General features: G+C 52.1%; 16 protein-coding genes. 6 read left to right on the top strand and 10 right to left on the bottom strand.

Annotated features, from left to right (window positions below; translation table 11 throughout):
• The first annotated feature begins 157 nt into the window (after positions 1–157).
• Entirely contained in the window at positions 158–1759 is a 1602-nt protein-coding gene (locus WC593_04300) for a DEAD/DEAH box helicase (GenBank protein ID MFA4824360.1), read from the top strand.
• Positions 1760–1817: 58 nt separating this feature from the next.
• The gene (locus WC593_04295) at positions 1818–2315 is read left to right on the top strand and encodes a hypothetical protein (GenBank protein ID MFA4824359.1); all 498 of its coding nucleotides are present in this window, start codon (positions 1818–1820) and stop codon (positions 2313–2315) included.
• Between the two features lie 115 nt (positions 2316–2430).
• Here WC593_04295 and WC593_04290 read toward each other — a convergent pair whose 3' ends face one another.
• The 3 genes from WC593_04290 to WC593_04280 form a co-directional block, all read right to left on the bottom strand.
• Positions 2431–2619, bottom strand: coding sequence for a hypothetical protein (locus tag WC593_04290; GenBank protein MFA4824358.1), 189 nt, complete (start codon positions 2617–2619; stop codon positions 2431–2433).
• 75 nt (positions 2620–2694) lie between these two features.
• Entirely contained in the window at positions 2695–3150 is a 456-nt protein-coding gene (locus tag WC593_04285) for a Holliday junction resolvase-like protein (protein ID MFA4824357.1), read from the bottom strand.
• A gap of 86 nt (positions 3151–3236) precedes the next feature.
• Entirely contained in the window at positions 3237–4118 is an 882-nt protein-coding gene (locus WC593_04280) for a flavodoxin family protein (GenBank protein MFA4824356.1), read from the bottom strand.
• Between the two features lie 139 nt (positions 4119–4257).
• Here WC593_04280 and WC593_04275 point away from each other — a divergent pair, with 139 nt between their 5' ends.
• Positions 4258–4953 (top strand): YkgJ family cysteine cluster protein, encoded by a 696-nt coding sequence (locus WC593_04275; protein MFA4824355.1) that lies wholly within the window; start codon positions 4258–4260, stop codon positions 4951–4953.
• A 16-nt stretch (positions 4954–4969) separates the two neighbouring features.
• On the opposite strand, the gene WC593_04270 is transcribed toward WC593_04275, so the two are convergent.
• Together WC593_04270 and WC593_04265 are read right to left on the bottom strand one after the other, a co-directional pair.
• Entirely contained in the window at positions 4970–5812 is an 843-nt protein-coding gene (locus WC593_04270; GenBank protein ID MFA4824354.1) for an N-formylglutamate amidohydrolase, read from the bottom strand.
• 53 nt (positions 5813–5865) lie between these two features.
• Complete coding sequence (locus tag WC593_04265; GenBank protein MFA4824353.1) at positions 5866–6489, bottom strand: DUF2115 domain-containing protein; 624 nt, start codon at positions 6487–6489, stop codon at positions 5866–5868.
• 653 nt (positions 6490–7142) lie between these two features.
• Here WC593_04265 and WC593_04260 point away from each other — a divergent pair.
• On the top strand, positions 7143–7268 hold the full coding sequence (locus WC593_04260) for a hypothetical protein (GenBank protein MFA4824352.1): 126 nt from the start codon (positions 7143–7145) through the stop codon (positions 7266–7268).
• A 9-nt stretch (positions 7269–7277) separates the two neighbouring features.
• Here the strand turns inward: WC593_04260 and WC593_04255 are convergent, their stop codons facing one another.
• The 3 genes from WC593_04255 to WC593_04245 all read right to left on the bottom strand — a co-directional run bounded on the left by WC593_04255 (position 7278) and on the right by WC593_04245 (position 9550).
• The gene (locus WC593_04255; GenBank protein MFA4824351.1) at positions 7278–8339 is read right to left on the bottom strand and encodes a cation diffusion facilitator family transporter; all 1062 of its coding nucleotides are present in this window, start codon (positions 8337–8339) and stop codon (positions 7278–7280) included.
• 300 nt (positions 8340–8639) lie between these two features.
• Complete coding sequence (locus WC593_04250; GenBank protein MFA4824350.1) at positions 8640–8915, bottom strand: winged helix-turn-helix domain-containing protein; 276 nt, start codon at positions 8913–8915, stop codon at positions 8640–8642.
• Entirely contained in the window at positions 8912–9550 is a 639-nt protein-coding gene (locus WC593_04245) for a hypothetical protein (protein ID MFA4824349.1), read from the bottom strand. Before WC593_04245 ends, WC593_04250 begins: the two co-directional genes overlap by 4 nt.
• A gap of 267 nt (positions 9551–9817) precedes the next feature.
• On the opposite strand from WC593_04245, the gene WC593_04240 reads away from it, so the two are divergent.
• Complete coding sequence (locus tag WC593_04240; GenBank protein MFA4824348.1) at positions 9818–10909, top strand: hypothetical protein; 1092 nt, start codon at positions 9818–9820, stop codon at positions 10907–10909.
• A 228-nt stretch (positions 10910–11137) separates the two neighbouring features.
• Here the strand turns inward: WC593_04240 and WC593_04235 are convergent, their stop codons facing one another.
• Both WC593_04235 and WC593_04230 read right to left on the bottom strand, forming a co-directional pair.
• A complete protein-coding gene (locus WC593_04235; GenBank protein ID MFA4824347.1) occupies positions 11138–12391 on the bottom strand; it encodes an aldo/keto reductase in 1254 nt (417 codons plus the stop codon).
• Positions 12392–12488: 97 nt separating this feature from the next.
• Positions 12489–14609 (bottom strand): M3 family metallopeptidase, encoded by a 2121-nt coding sequence (locus WC593_04230; GenBank protein ID MFA4824346.1) that lies wholly within the window; start codon positions 14607–14609, stop codon positions 12489–12491.
• A 120-nt stretch (positions 14610–14729) separates the two neighbouring features.
• Between WC593_04230 and rbcL the strand changes: the two genes are divergently transcribed.
• Positions 14730–16022 (top strand): type III ribulose-bisphosphate carboxylase, encoded by a 1293-nt coding sequence (gene rbcL / locus WC593_04225; GenBank protein ID MFA4824345.1) that lies wholly within the window; start codon positions 14730–14732, stop codon positions 16020–16022.
• Positions 16023–16088 lie beyond the last annotated feature (66 nt).

The raw sequence follows: 16088 nt of genomic DNA, 5'->3' as shown, positions 1-16088 counted from the left end.
TTGTTATCCGGGAAGTAATAACTATTCCCCATTACGATGAATCCTGATAAAAATATTGCCCTGTTCGTCCGTGAGATCGTCTCTTTTTCACCCTGACCTAAAAATCCGTGGTTCAGTACGCCATCTTATGAGCTCACACGCTAAATAGAGGAGCGATATGAATACTCGTATACAGTTCTCCGACTTCCACCTCTCAAAGGAACTCGGAAAAGCCATTGAAGATATGGGCTTCGAAGAGCCCTCGCCTATCCAGGCACTCGCCATTCCTCTCATACAGGCTGGGCGTGACGTTACCGCCCAGGCACAAACCGGTACCGGCAAGACTGCCGCTTTCGGTATCCCTGTCATCGAAAAGATCGATCCCGCAAAACGTGTTGTCCAGGCAATCGTGCTCTGTCCCACCCGTGAACTTTGCATCCAGATCGCTGAAGAGTTCTCCCACCTCCTCGCCCATCTCCCCAAGGTCTACGTTCTTCCGGTCTATGGCGGCCAGCCTATTGACCGGCAGCTGCGGGCCCTTCACTCCGGTGTCCACATCGTGATCGGTACTCCCGGGCGCGTGATGGACCACCTTGACCGCAGGACGCTCAGCCTCCACGATGTCCACACCGTAGTGCTCGATGAAGCCGACCAGATGCTCGACATGGGTTTCAGGGACGACATCGAACTGATCCTAAAGAAGGTTCCGCAGGATCGCCAGACCCTGCTCTTCTCGGCAACCCTTCCCCAGCCGATCATTGATATCTCCAAGCGGTTCATGAACAAACCCGAGTTTGTCAAGGTCCAGTACGCTGAACTGACCGTGCCAAAGATCGAGCAGAGCTATATCGAAGTCAAGGAACGCGAAAAGATCGATATCCTCTGCCGCCTGATCGATATCGCCGATCCCCACCTGTCAATCATCTTCTGCAACACCAAGCGCAGGGCAGAAGAACTTGCCGGCAAGATCAAGGCCCGGGGTTACCGTGCCGAGGAACTGCATGGCGATATGAAACAGTCCCAGCGCGACCGGGTGATGGGGGGGTTCAGGAAAGGTTCCATCGAGATCCTGATCGCAACCGATGTAGCAGCCCGCGGGATCGATGTCGATGACGTTGACATGGTGATCAACTTTGACATCCCGCAGGATGTGGAGTACTATGTTCACCGTATCGGCCGGACCGGCCGTGCCGGAAAGAGCGGCAAGGCAATCACCTTTGTCTCTCCCAAGGACTTCAACAAGCTCCGCGAGATCCAGCACTATGCAAAGGTCCAGATCCCCCGCATGCCCGTTCCCTCGCAGAGCGATGTGGCAGAGACCCGGACCAAGGCAGTGCTCGAAGCAGTGCGCGAGACGATCCAGGCAGGAGGCCTTGAAACCTTTGTCCGTGTCATTGAAAAGGAGACAGAAGGAGATCTCAACACGGTTGATATCGCCGCTGCACTCTTAAAGATGCAGATGGAAGAGCGCCTTGAAGCCCCGGCAGAGAAGCGCGAAGAGGTAGACTTTGCCGACACCGGAGCCGAAGTGGGCATGGTCAGGTTCTTCTTAGCGGTTGGCAGGCAGCACAAGGTTGCCCCAAAAGACATCGTCGGTGCAATTGCCGGTGAGACCGGCATCCCCGGAAAAGCGATCGGCGCGATCCGGATTCTTGACTCCTATTCCTTTGTCGAGATCCCCAAGGAAAACGCAAACGAAGTCTATACCATCATGAAAGAGCGGACCATCCGCAACCAGCCAACCGGTATCGAGCCGGCTGCAGGTAAGCGGGCATATTAACCCTCTTTTTTTCCTTAAACCCATAACACTCAAATATTTCGTAGTAAGATGTGTGTGTATGAACACAAAATGGGTATTTTCCCTCTTTATCGTCCTTGTTCTCCTGCTCGTAGCAGCAGGTTGTACACAACCGGCAGCACCTCCGGCAACACCGGTGCCAACCGTTGTTGAAACGATTGAAACGGCAACACCAACTCCCGTAGCTACTACCGCTGCTTCACTGACGCCCGGGCCTGTCGAGACCCTGCCGGATATGTGGAGCATTGATGTCCAGGTTGCGAGTAATGGTGAAGCAGTCGATCCGCAGATCACGGTGAGTTGCATGGGCGGAAAAGGGCTCAATGTCATCACGCAGATTGATGTCAAAGTCACACGGTCCGATGGCATAGTAGAGACCGCTTCTATCACACGGCCCCTCTACAAAGGAAAATCCGTTTCCCTGCGCAGCACCACCAAGCCAGGATACGTTGACCGGACCGAGGTCTGGGTATACACACCCCAGGGTGATAAAGTTAAGGTCTACGATGCGTACGTGCCGTTCCGTTCGTATAACTGATGGGATAATAATCCGTCAACCTTTTTTTAGATGATGTGCCTGAACATCATCCGGCATTCATCGTCAATTAAAAAAAAGGCCGGTACTCACCGGCAATGCATCCCTGCAAACCGGATTAATCGTAGGTACGGCTTTCGGTCATCTTTGCCATGGAATAGGTGATGACCCCGATAAAAATACCCACAGCAACTATTGCCATCCCTATGGGCTCATCGCCAAACGGGGGCGTGAATGCTACCCAGATCCCATTTATCATTACAAACACGGCGACAAAATAACATATGATTTTTATGATGGTCTGCATAATCCCTCTTCCTGATGATAGGATGTGAAGTGCTAGTAAAAAAGCACTTCTCTTACCGGATATCTACGCGGATAATTACGAATCGGCTATCTTCATCGTCTGCCAGGAAACAGCCTTATTCTCGACGGCATTGCGGATCACCCGCTGGGTTCTTGTGAGAGTTCCTGTACCTTTTTTCACGTCCATGAACACGATCCGTATCTCTTTGCACTTTTCATCGGCAACTTCGGTCAGGCCGTCAAAGATAATGTAATCCACAGGAGAGCCGATAAACCGGGCATCCGCAGGATTGAACTGGAACTCCGGCAATACCGGGGCCATCTGTTCTGCGATCTTACCCTTGAGCGTGGAACGTGCCCGGTTCACAGAATCTTTCCGTATCTCACCGGCGGCCTGCATCTTCCACGTTTCCAGTTCCGCACGGTATTTCCCCTCAATGGCGGTGATCTGCGCTTTTACAAATAAATAACCGAGCGCAAAACCGAGAACAAGCGAAATGATAATGGGGATGAGAAGATCCTCAAGCGGCATGAGAAGAGGGTTGGTGATGCTGCTATAACTCGTTTGAGATGCGGGGACAGGCAGGACCGTTGTAAAACGGATTGAAGAATGAGGTGTTATGAGTGATTTTTCACAAGGCTGATGATTTTTTCCTTAACGATGCGCTCCATACCATCGATGGTCCGGATATCCTTTACCGCATCAATATGGTCAATGAGAATTTCGCCGGATGGCTCAATATCCAGGTTCCGCAAAAACGCGGTGATGACACGGGTGATACAGGTAAAATTCACCTCCCCCTTCCGCCCGGCAACGGAAAAGAGCAGGCCTTTTTGTCCCCGTTTCCCGCCGGATATCACCCGCTCGGCATGGTACGCCTGGCAGCGGTCAATGACCAGTTTGAGCCCCCCGGGCACGGTGTTGGTATAGACCGGCGAGCAGACAACGAGAAGCGACGTGTCCCTGAGCGCATCGATGATCTCGTCCATGTCATCATCAAAGACGCACGAGCCAGAGTTATAGCACTGGTAACACCCAATGCAGCAATGGATGCTCATGTCATGGGGGTAGATAACCTGTACCGTCTTTCCCAGAACGTGCGCGGCTTCCACGGCCCAGCCGGCAAGGATGCTGCAGTTCCCGTCCCCGCGGGGACTTCCCTGGATCACGACCATATCGGGCGAGGGGGTACGCTGTTTTCGGCGGGACTCCGGCCAGTGCTCCTGAAAAAAGAGGGCGGGGTTCGTGCGGAGTTGCTCTTCCCAGTCATCCGCGGTCTCTACGGCAACAGTCTCTGCTTTCAGGGGAACCAGCGGCGAGTACTCGAACGTGTTGGTCCTGAATACGGCGCGAATCTTTTCATGGGACGAAACGGCCAGCGCAAACCGGATCATCCCAGGATACAGGGCGGAGAAATCCTCGCGGTGCAGCGTGAGCAAAACGCGATGAGCACCGTCACCAATCTCCCTGCTGCGCAGGAGTTCACGCACGGGTTCCATTACCGTTAATACCACACCCGGAGGCAAAAATGCTGCGGAAGAATCCGTACACCCATGCCGGGCAAAAATCCTCGAAAGAGCAATAAAGACTGCCATCAGAAGTTTCCCATAAATCTGTGTGGTGATCCCCGTTTCCCTCATGCCCATTCCCTTACGTATCGCAGCCCTGACGCAGGAGCGCAACAGCCTCTTTGAGTTTCCCCTGGAACGTCTCGCCGGCATCATCCGGGAGATCAGGTTTCGCTGCACATCCTGCGCAAAGTGCTGCACACGGGAGTTCAACGGGCACGTATTCCTGCTCGACCGCGATGTGACGGCAGTAAAAGCCATGGATCCCGATGCACTGGAACCCGCCCCATCACCGGAATTCTGCGACCAGAACGGGACCTTTTATGTCTCCGGGTATGCCCTGCGGACGCAGGACGATGAGACCGGCTCCTGCTGGTTTCTGGAAGAGGGTATATGCCGCATCTACGAGAACCGGTTTACCATCTGCCGGGTGTACCCGTATATGCTCCACCGCGAACCCGACGAACAGGGGATCGTGGACTGGCGGCAGTTCTCCGGCCTCGACCTGCACGGGGAATATGACGCCACCATTCCCGACGAAGAAAGCCTCGCGATCGCCCGGGAGACAAAGGAGTATGAGAACGCATTCCTGACCCAGGAGATCCAGTTCCTCGAATACATGCAGCACTATTTCGCACGCCACCATCTCCGCCACGTACAGAAAACATATGACGACCGGCTGAGGGGATTTTTAAAAGGCGATGAGATCACCGTCAAAGTATATTACGACGGGGCACTCGAAGAGCACCGGATCATTAACGGCTGAAAAAACAGAACCCCGCTCATTTTTTACCGGGCGGTTCATCGCCGACCCGTTTCCAGAACGCTGTAAGGACCCGCCAGATCGTTTCTTTCAACGCCAGTACCCGCTCACGGCTTTTGTCCTGTGCATGCTCGCCGGTTCCTGTGGATTCATAGAGGGCACGGTTGATCTCGATCTGGATCCAGGGAATGCCCTTGCGCCAGTAATGGGCATTTGCAATAAACCCGCCCCGAAACGGATCGTTTAACACCACTTCCCGGTCAAACGAGAGTTCGTTGCGGAACGCATCGGCAAGAACCGCGATCCACGCCGCAGGAGCGGTGGCAATGCTTCCCGGCCGGGACTCGCCCTGCCCATCGCCATTGTTGCCAAGGCAGATCATCGGCCGTATTTTGCCCGCATCCTTCTGGACTGCCGAGCCGTGCGGCAGCATCGAGTGACAGTCAAACGCGACCCTGACAGGATGACAGTCCAGTAATTCATCGATACGCTGGTGATAGGGGAAGTAATGGTTCATCATCAGGGTATGGATCTCTTCGATGGACGGCACTGTGCCCGGGCGGTATACCTCCCTGCCATCAACTGTCCTCCTTTTGATAACCCCGTCGGGATCTTTTGGCGGGAGGGGGAGCGGGGGGCGGTTGAGGTCGATGATCATCCGGGAAATCGGCGTGTCGATGAAGGCATCTACCCGTTCCGGGAATCCAAACAGATCCCGTGTCAGCGGATCGCAGTAGAAAAGGAGGTCTTCGTCACTGAGCAGGAGACGGGGACGAACCTCTTTCGGAATTTCCGTTCCCCCGTGCGGGATGGAGAGCAGGAAAGGATACCGGGTATTCATGGTTTGCCAGCAGATGGACATAGGATGCCGGGGGTGTTAAAAATGTCCCCACTCCGGAGAGAGCCGATCAACGTTCAGGACTCTTCGGTCTGTTTCGACGGACAGAAGTTACAGATTGAGTAAAATACTTCCTTTTCCTTGTCCCGGATCAGGCAATAGTAGTCCCTGCCCCGCTGCTCGACTTTGAAACCCCCGGGAAACGGCATGCCCACCGGGTGGCCCGGCTTATCGAGCACAAACATGGAAAACGCTGCGATCAGGTAGTAGAAGAAGCGGTTCTTCGGGTTCCGGAAGTACGGGTTGCGCTCACTTCCTTCATTCACGGCAAAGCATCCTTCCGGCAGCATATCGCAGAATTTCCGGAACGTTTCCGGATCGGCAAGAGGAGTCTGCATTGCTAAAAACGCCCCGCGCCGGTGCATGGCAAGAAGTTCATGATGCCCACCGAAGAGCTGCTTGTTAAAGTACGGGCGGATCGCCTCGCGGTACGGGGACGGGAGTTTTTCTATATCATTGTAGAGGCGTCCCCCGATGATCTGGAGATCAAAGAGGGAGTACTGGTGCACTTCGTGAACAAGCAGGGTGCCGAGTTCCCCGCGGGTCCGGGCGCTGCGGATACGCAGGGCTGCTTCCCGTATCATGCCAGCCTCCTCTGCATATTCCTCAGAAATGCCGGACACTAACGTTGCGGGTTCCATGCAGTCGTGCACCTCGTACTACTCTGTCTCGAAAAGAAACGGGAAAAAGGTATGCGTTGGACTACAGAACGATCGAATGCTGTGATCAGCATTAGGTTCAAGAATATTTTTTGCAGAATTCATGAGCAGGATTGTTATCACTTTTTGTACACTTTTAATATACATTTTTCCGGGAATTTTTTTCCTTTTTTCAAATTTTTTTTGAAATTTTTTTCAATCGAACCTTGCCGGAAAATTTTTAATCGCGATCACAGGGTGTTAGATAAGTTGCCAACTGTTGGATAATTATCCAACTGTTGGATAATTATCTAACAACAAATCATTTTCTCCGGGGTGAGGGTCCGGAAATAAAATCAAGGTCTGATTAAAAAATTCAAGGCAGGGGCTGAGGGGTCGATTGAAAAAAAAATTTCAGAGATCGATTTAAATTTTTTTGCGCGAAACGGATCTCGATTTTTTTTGTAAAAAGGCTTGCCGGATTTGATCTGGAATTGTTCAAAATCGATTCATAAAAAATTGCTAAGTGTATATGTACTAATGAGGGTTCCCCGCCTCAGGGCCTGCTATGGATATCTTGTATCCATGGGTTCCTGTGGCCTGACGGCCATGTATACTCTCCAAGGCACGGCGGGGCAGGACGGTTTTATTAGTCGTTGAAACCGCCGCGGGGGCGCCCCGTCGGGGGCGGCGGCACCTGCGAGATATTCATCCATGCCATTGACGATACCCTTGGCCGCAGGTTTGATGCAGATGTCGGGCTGAATGTATTCGATCTCTGATTTTTTTACTCAGTGTGAATGCGGCGGCAACCCTTCGTGGCTGTGTTCCACAACATGATGGTGATCCGCCCCGGATTCTGTTGCGGGATCTACGTGAATGGTAGCATCGGAGAGATACTGCAGGTGGTGGAGCAGTTCATGCCGGTACTCTTTCGCTATCGCATGTCCGCTCTCCACCGAAAGGTTTGAGTCCACGGTCATGTTGATCTCCGCGTGGAGCCGGTGCCCGAGCCAGCGGACTTTCACATCGGTTATTGCTTTCACGCCATTGACGTGTTCGGCAGCATGAGTGATCTCATCTATGATTTCCGGATCAACACCATCAATCAACCGGGTGAATATTGTTTTTCCTGATTCCCAGACAATCCCGAGAATGGCAATCGTGATAAGCAACCCGACAACCGGATCGGCAAGAGGGAACCCGAGATATACGCCAACTGCACCGAAAAGCACGGCAAGGCTCGTCAGCCCGTCCACCCGGGCGTGCTGGCCGTCAGCCACGAGTGCGGCACTCCCGATCTCGTTGCCCACCCGGATGCGGAGCCGGGCCACCGCTTCGTTTCCGATGAACCCGATGATCGATGCCGCTACAACCGCCCAGAGAAAAGTGACTTCCTGCGGATGGAAGAGCCGGTCGATGGAAACATAACCGGCAACAATCGCGGAGACCAGGATCATGAGAACGACAAAGACACCGGCAAGATCCTCGACCCTGCCGTATCCGTACGTAAACCGTTTCGTAGGTTTCCACCGGGCAAGCAGGAATGCAAAGAGGAGCGGGATTGCCGTGAGTGCATCGCCGAAGTTATGGATGGTGTCAGCGAGCAGTGCAATGCTGCCGGTATAATATACAATGATTACCTGAAAGATTGCCGTGATGAACAAACCGACAAACGACCATTTGACCGCCCAGATCCCGCGTTCCGTTGTAAGGATGGACGGGTCTACGATCCCGTGCGTGTGGCCGTGCCCATCCTTTTCTTTCACACCATGATCATGGCTGTAGTCATTGTCATGGTCGTGATCATGATCGTCGTGGACTGCTTTCTGTTCATCTTTCCGGGAAATCATGTAACTGCATCCCATTTCCCTTTCCGGTTCATGAATCTATGCCATGATGCCGGGATTTGTGCTCTGGAGAAACGGGCATGAACGATTAAGTTCACACCCAAACCATGAAAATCGTTTTTATGATTCTCCCCCGCCTCAGGGCCTCTCCGAGGCACGGCGGGGCAAGGAGGTTTTATTTTTTTAGTCATTGAAACCGCCGCGGGGGCGCCCCGTCGGGGGCGGCGGCACTATCCTTGTAGGGGGTATGGGGGCATCAGCCCCCATCACCATTATCGGAACAAGACAAACGTTTCAGCCCCTCTACAGCTTAAACTCCGGCGTGGCATCGAAGAGTTTCTGGTACAGCGAGGAAAAGAGCCCGATATACTCTGCCGCTGCCGGCGTCGAATGATAAACGGTCTTTTCCCCCTCGGTTACCAGAGCGAGATATCCCCGCGCCACCAGGAATTCAAGGTACTCCTGCCCGGTCTTCGAGTTCAGGTCACACCGGTTGATAATCCCGGTGAAGGATCGCGGGGATTTGCAATAGACAAGGATCTCCCAGTAGATCTCGTACACCGTGCGCCGTCCCGTCATGCCTCATCCAGCCCCAGCGTCTTTTTCAGGGCGCACTCCGATTCCTCGATCTCGTGGAGGCGCCGGTCCCAGACCTTTGCAAATTTCGAGAAATAGTACGATGAGAGCAGGCTTGCAAGAGCAATCCCGAGTATGAGGAACATCGCCGGTATGACCAGGAAATTATCCAGGGTAAACGTGATGCCGCTCGGCGATAGGGACAATGCCTGAAGGCTGGTTGCGATCCCAAGGACAAAGAAGAAGCACCCTCCGATCGTCGAGACAAGGATCATGGTGCCGATGGTTTTCCGGTTGTCCCGGTAATGGGCGAGCATCCGCACGATCAGGCACGTGATACCCTCTTCCGTTATGGGTTCACCGGATGCACAAAGGATGTCCTTGATTGTCCCGATACCTTCAAAGACCCTGATGGTTGAGAAGAACCAGCTGAGCCCGAGCCCGAAGCAGATCATGGCGACTGCACCGGTGAACATCCGGAACTCGGGGATTCCAAGATCCAAGGGCAGCCCGAGTACTGCGGTAATCAGGTAGCATATGCCAAACGCAATCGCGAGGGCAGCAAAGACGATGTTGATGATTGATACAAGATAGAAGTTGATGATCTCTTTTTTGAACTGGTTAAGTGCTGGATTCATCATTCACCGGCTTATGTGTATTTTGGCGTTCTGCAAATAAAGAGCATGAAACTAAGTTACGTAGCGGGGATTGGAAGGAAAAGAAGTTATCAGGATATGGTCTGGTTCTGCACCACAATGAATCGGTCAGATCGTGGATATAAAAGAAGATATGATTATTCGGAAAAATCCGATATGGAAACCAATTGATAGAAAAAATTGTTGAGATTCCTAAAGATTTTCATCTTTAATTATACGACTGCAATTATTTTAGAAAAATATATCGTTATGACAGTACAAGAGGATGCTATGGAGGGAAATACAGATTTTTCTAAAATAATTAGTGAATTTATTGAAAAAAGACCCTTATATGATGCATTTACAAAAAAGACAGAAACTATTATTAAAGAATTGTTAAATGAGGAGCATTTTTCAATACATGAAATTTCCTCACGGACTAAAGAAATAGATTCATTTAGTGATAAGGTAAAAAAAGAGGAAAAATTTTACGATAAATTATCAGATGTAACAGATTTATCTGGTGTAAGAATTATCTGTTATTTTTCTGATGATGTTGATAAAGCAGCAGCGATTATTAGAGAAAATTTCAAAGTCAATTATGAGAAATCTATCGATAAAAGGAAGTTGTTAGAACCAGATCAATTTGGATATTTATCTCTTCATTACATTGTAGAATTTTCAGATGAACGACTAATTTTACCAGAGTGTAAAAAATACAAAGAACTGATGTGTGAAATTCAAATAAGATCGATTTTGCAACATGCATGGGCCGAAATTGAACATGATTTTGGTTATAAATCAAGTATTGGAATTCCAAAAGAAATCCGCCGACAGTTTTCACGGCAAGCGGGTTTATTAGAACTTGCAGATGAGCAATTTGTTGCTATTAAAAATGATATTAGGGATTATACAAATAGTGTCAAGTCAGTAATAGAGCGCACATACGCTAATATTTTAATTGATGATATATCCATGAAAACTTACCTGGATAGTTCTCAAACAATTAAGCGTATTGATTCAATAATGGGAATTGATCCAAGTGGAACTCAAGAAAAGGCAAATTTAATTGAATATGATGTTGAAATTTGTCAATATTTTAAAATTTCAACATTAGATAATTTAGAGAATATACTTAAAGAAAATGAAGAGAAACTCATAAAATTTATGAAACAGTTTTTGACTTCAAAATATTCTCGTGGCCATCCGATTTGGTTTTTAGGATATTTACTAGCTGCTAAAAATGAAAACTTGGTTGAAATAAAAAATTATGTCGTGTCTCAGGAAATTTATGCCAAGAGTGAGGATGAGCAAGAAAAATTAGTGAATAAAATTTTAACAATTTATAAAAATATTGAATAAAGCATTTTTTCACATTGTTGAAATTTTCACAAGTGCTGCGCCTTGAACATTGAGGTAGATTGTGCCGACCAAACTTTAACTATTAAAAATATTCAATTAAGATAGATTACAAATCCGTCATAATCTGGAACTGATCGATCTCTTTCCGGTCGAGCTGCATTAAGAACTCGTCCGCTGTGTGATCACTTTCTTTCATAGCAATGATTTGTTTAACCGTCTCCCATCTCACTACTTCCTCCCCGCCACCACCCTCTTAATCCGTCCCCCCACTCCCATCAGCCACATCGCCCCGCCCATCACCGCTTTCATCACAAACCGCTTGACCCCCATGCCCCTGCCCTCAAAGGCTGCCGAGACTTCTGTGAGACGCTTCTGGATGGGAATGTGCTGGGGGCAGATCCGTTCGCATTTCCCGCAATGGCGGCAGAGTCCGGCATAGGAAGGGACATCGCCAATAATCCCGCCGAGACGGACAACATAGAGCATCTTATTTTCCCGGCTGTGGGGGAAGAACGCGGTGTTGTTGTAAAACGCAAAGCACTCCGGGATGTTGACACCCGCAGGGCACGGCATGCAGTAGCGACAGCCGGTACAGTCCACTTTCATTAAGCGCCGGTAGGTCTGGCGGGCCTGTTCGAGCACGGCAAGATCGGCTTCCGTGAGCGAACCGGGCAACGCGGTTTCTGCCACCCGCAGGTTCTCATCGATATGGACCTCCTCGTTCATGCCCGAGAGGACGACCGTGACCTCGGGATGGTTCCACACCCAGCGCAGCCCCCACTCCGCGGCACTCCGCTTGACCGGGGCTTCATCCCAGATCTTCTGCACATCGTCCGGCACATGACCGGCAAGGTTTCCGCCCCGCAGCGGTTCCATCACCATGACCGCAATCCGTTTCGCGGCAGCGTACTGCAGCCCCGTGATGCCTGCCTGGTTGTGCTCATCGAGGTAATTGAACTGGATCTGGCAGAAGTCCCAGTCGTACGCGTCGATGATCTCCCTGAACGTCTCCGTGTTGCTGTGGAACGAGAAGCCGGCGTTTTTTATCCTGCCGTCTTTCTTTGCAGTATTAAGAAATTCGAGCACGCCGAGGCGCAGGAGTTTTTCCCAGGAGTCTTTGCCGAGACTGTGGAGCAGGTAGTAATCGATATGATCGGTGTTGAGCGTTGCAAGCTGGTCGGCAAGAATCCGGTCCATGTCAGCGCGGGAAAAGACGGACCATGGCGGGAGTTTGGTGGCGAGCCGCACTTTCTCCCGGTAGCCATCGGCAAGCGCCCGCCCGAGGATCGGCTCGCTCTTCCCCATATGATAGATGGGCGCAGTATCGACATAGTTGACCCCGTGATCGATGGCGTACCGGATCTGGCTGATCGCCCGGTCTTCATCAATGCCACCGCCGCCTTTTTTCATGGGCAGCCGCATGCAGCCAAAGCCTAAGATAGATAGTTTATCGCCGGTTTTTAAGACGGTGCGGTAAAGCATAAGAGTTCCTTACCGGAGTTTTGCGCGGGAAGCGGATAAGGATAATGGAGGGGAGGGGGGTTTGCCGGTTCACGGGAGCAGGCATGCCAATGCCGGATTATTTGGCTGGCACCGGGATGTGCAGGTATTCGTAGAACACATCCATGCCGGGCTCTTTGCCTAAGAACCCGCGGAGCAGCACATCGCCATCCTGCATGTTCCCCGGCTCAAGGATCCAGTGGCGGTACTCCATGCCGGCCGTCGTGTTGGTAAGACCGTCGCGCTCGAAACGGGCATAGACATTCAGGGCGTACACTCTCGACCAGAGGTACCCGTAATAACCGGCATCGTATCCCCCCATGAAATGGCCGATGGTTGCCGGTTCATGGCCGCCGGCGATCGGATGGATCCCCATCGTCTCTTCGTACATTGCATCGGAGATGTTTGTCACATCCACCGGACCGGTGGCGGTATGGAATACCATATCCTCGCTGGAGAACATGAGCTGGCGGGAATAGTAGATCCCCGCGTCCAGATCGCGGGCCTCGATCATCCGGGTGCGGAGATCAGCGGGGAGTTTCTGCGCAGGGTCGGTATACAGGCCCGAGATTTCTTCGAGCACCTGCGGCTGCCATGCCCATTCTTCCAGCGCCTGCGAAGGAGTCTCGACAAAATCCCATTCAACATTGTAGCCCGACAGGGTGGCATACGGTGCACGGGTCAGGCTCGCGTGGAGGCCGTGGCCGAGTTCGTGGAAGAGCCCGATAACATCATCGTGCGAGAGCAGCGAGGGTTTGTCCCCCTCGGGCGCCCGCACATTGGCGATGAGCGCAGAGACCGGGATGCTGTACGAACCATGGGGTCCTGCCCGGCCGGCCGTTATCTGGTAGAGCATCCAGTGACCGAATTTTCCCTCGCGGGGGAAAAGGTCAGCATAGAGATACGCAATCGTATTTCCCGAAGTTGCGTTCTCGATCCGGTAGAGTTTGACGCCATCAGCCCAGACTTTTGCGTCTTTCACTTCGACAAACCGGATCCCGAGCAGGCTGGAGTACTGGTCAAAAATCCCCTGCATGGTTGAGTTGAGCGGGAAATACTGCCGGATTTTCTCGTCATCAAGCGTATATTTTTCAACCCGGACTTTCTCCTCAAGCCAGGAAATGTCCCAGGGGTCTAACGAGGCAGCCGAAGGGTCGATCTTTTTCTTCACCGCAAGGAGTTCTGCCATCTCCGCTTTTGTTTTTTCTTTCAGGGGCTCTTTGAGTGCGGCAAGGAACGCGAGTACAGTTTCTTTATTTCCGGCCATCCGCCCGTCGATCCGGTAATCCGCCCACGTGGCAAACCCGAGTTCTTGTGCGATCTGCTCCCGCAGGACAATTGCTTCTTCCAACAGCCGGGTGTTCTCAACGGACTGACGATTGTTAAACGCGTAATACATCTGCTTTCGGGTCTCGTTCCTGCCGGCACTCTGCATCACGGCGATATAATCCGGTGTTTTTGTGGTGACAAGGTACGTTCCCTTGTCAGTTTTCTTAAAACCGGCAAGGACGTTCGCCGGTACCCCCGATAGATCCTGCGGGGTAAACTCAAGGGTGGTGTTGTCGTTGTTTAAATTTGTCGAGAACCGGTTCTCCAGCCGGGAGAGTTTTGCCATCATCTCCCGGACGTTTGCCAGCCGGTCATCCGGCAGGCTGAGCCCGTTTTTCTCGAACTGCCGCAGCGTCTTATTGTATAACCGCGCTTCATCCGCATTGCGGGGAGTCAGGCCGTGCATTGCCGTATAGAGATCGCGGCGGGTGTAGACATTGACCATGAAGATCCCAGTCTTCTCTTCGCAGGCCGAGCCTTCGGCTGAGATCGCGGGATCAGGATAGACATAACTCATCATCGAAAGGGGCTCTGTTGTATCGGAAAAATCCCCCATGGCCTGTTCGAACCTGAGCAGGGTCGTGTCAACCGTCCGGTCCTTCTCAGGGGTTGCAGCAATTGCATCGAGCGTTGCATTTGCCGATACAAACGCTGCATCGCAGCGCCGGGTAATCTCGCCGGGAGCGTACCGGGAACTGACCGGTTCGCGGGGATCGGGCTCCGTCAGGTTGGGCTGGATCCACGGTGTCGCGGTAACCGGCGGAGCTGCCGGTGACCTGCCAATGCCCGCGGGAAAATACTGGGCAGTGAGCAGGACCAGCGTCACCAGCACGATACAGAGGATAACCCCATATACCATTTTTTGCATCATTGTTGCATCATCGTTACCCGTAGGTGCGTGTCCGGATATGATAAGCCAATGGTTTTTGCACCTGCCACACCTTCAGGATTATTAATCATCCACTCCTTTGATTGTTAATGGTGTTCTTAAATGGCAATTGACTGGTACAGGGAATTTGTAAACCTCGGCTATACCCCCGCACGGGATGAACTGGTCTGCCTCTTTTATTTCGAACCGGCAGCAGGCATCAGTGCTGAAGAAGCGGCCGGGCGGATAGCATCGGAGAGTTCTACGGGGACGTGGACCACACTCTTCACAATGCCCCCCCGGATGAAGAAACTGCAGGCAACCGTCTTTGAGATCAACGGGAACTACACAAAGATAGCGTACCCCCTCGCACTCTGGGAAGAGGGCAATGCGGTGCAGCTGCTCAGCGGGATTGCGGGCAACATCTTTGGCATGAAGGCGCTCAAAAACCTCCGGCTGATCGATGTCTCGTTCCCGGCTGCCTACATTAAACATTTCAAAGGTCCCCACTTCGGCAACGACGGCATCCGGGAGATGATGAAGGTCTATGATCGCCCGCTCACCGGCGCGGTTCCCAAACCCAAGATCGGGTTTTCGGCTAAGGAACACGCCGGGATCGCGTACGAGACCTGGATGGGCGGGTTTGATTTTGTCAAGGACGACGAGAACCTGACCTCGACAGCGTTCAACCGCTTCGAAGACCGCGTGAAGTGGATGACAAAACTGCGGGACAAGGCGATACAGGAGACCGGCGAGCAGAAATCCGCGTACCTCAACATCACTGCCGATGTCGAGACCATGAAAAAGCGGGCGCAGTTGCTGGCAGACAATAGCTGGAACTTTGCGATGATCGATGTGGTTGTCGCCGGGACAGCAAGCGTCATGACCATGCGGGACTACTGCTCCGATCTCGGGCTTGCCATCCATGCCCACCGGGCCATGCACGCAGCCTTTGACCGGAATAAAAAGCACGGGCTCACGATGCTCTTCCTGGCAAAACTCATGCGGCTTATCGGCGTCAGCCAGATCCACACGGGTACCGCGGTAGGAAAACTCGTTGGCACTAAAAAAGAGGCCATGCTGCTTGCCGATGTGCTGCGGGAAAGAAAGACAAGCGGTGTTGAACATATGGCGCTCGATCAGGACTGGGGTTCAATAAAAAGTGCATTTCCCGTGTCATCGGGAGGCCTGCACCCCGGCCTCGTTCCCGAAGTGCTGGACATCTATGGCTGCGAACTGGTGCTGCTCGTGAGCGGCGGCATCCACGGCCACCCGAAGGGGACAAGGGCAGGAGCGAAAGCAACCATGCAGGCGATTGAAGCATGGCAGGAAGGCATCACGCTCGACGTGAAGGCAAAAAAGGCAAAGGAACTGGCCGAAGCGCTTAAGAAATGGGGCTATTACAAGCCGAAGTGAGTGCCGGATGGTTCACTCTTTTTTAATAACACAATTGACGGGGATTTTAAAAAAAACATTCGACGT

Origin of the sequence: Methanoregula sp., from assembly GCA_041645435.1 — an archaeon.
Lineage (GTDB): Archaea > Halobacteriota > Methanomicrobia > Methanomicrobiales > Methanospirillaceae > Methanoregula.
The sequence above is the reverse complement of the archived record's forward strand: the minus strand, read 5'-3'. Positions and strand labels throughout refer to the sequence as shown.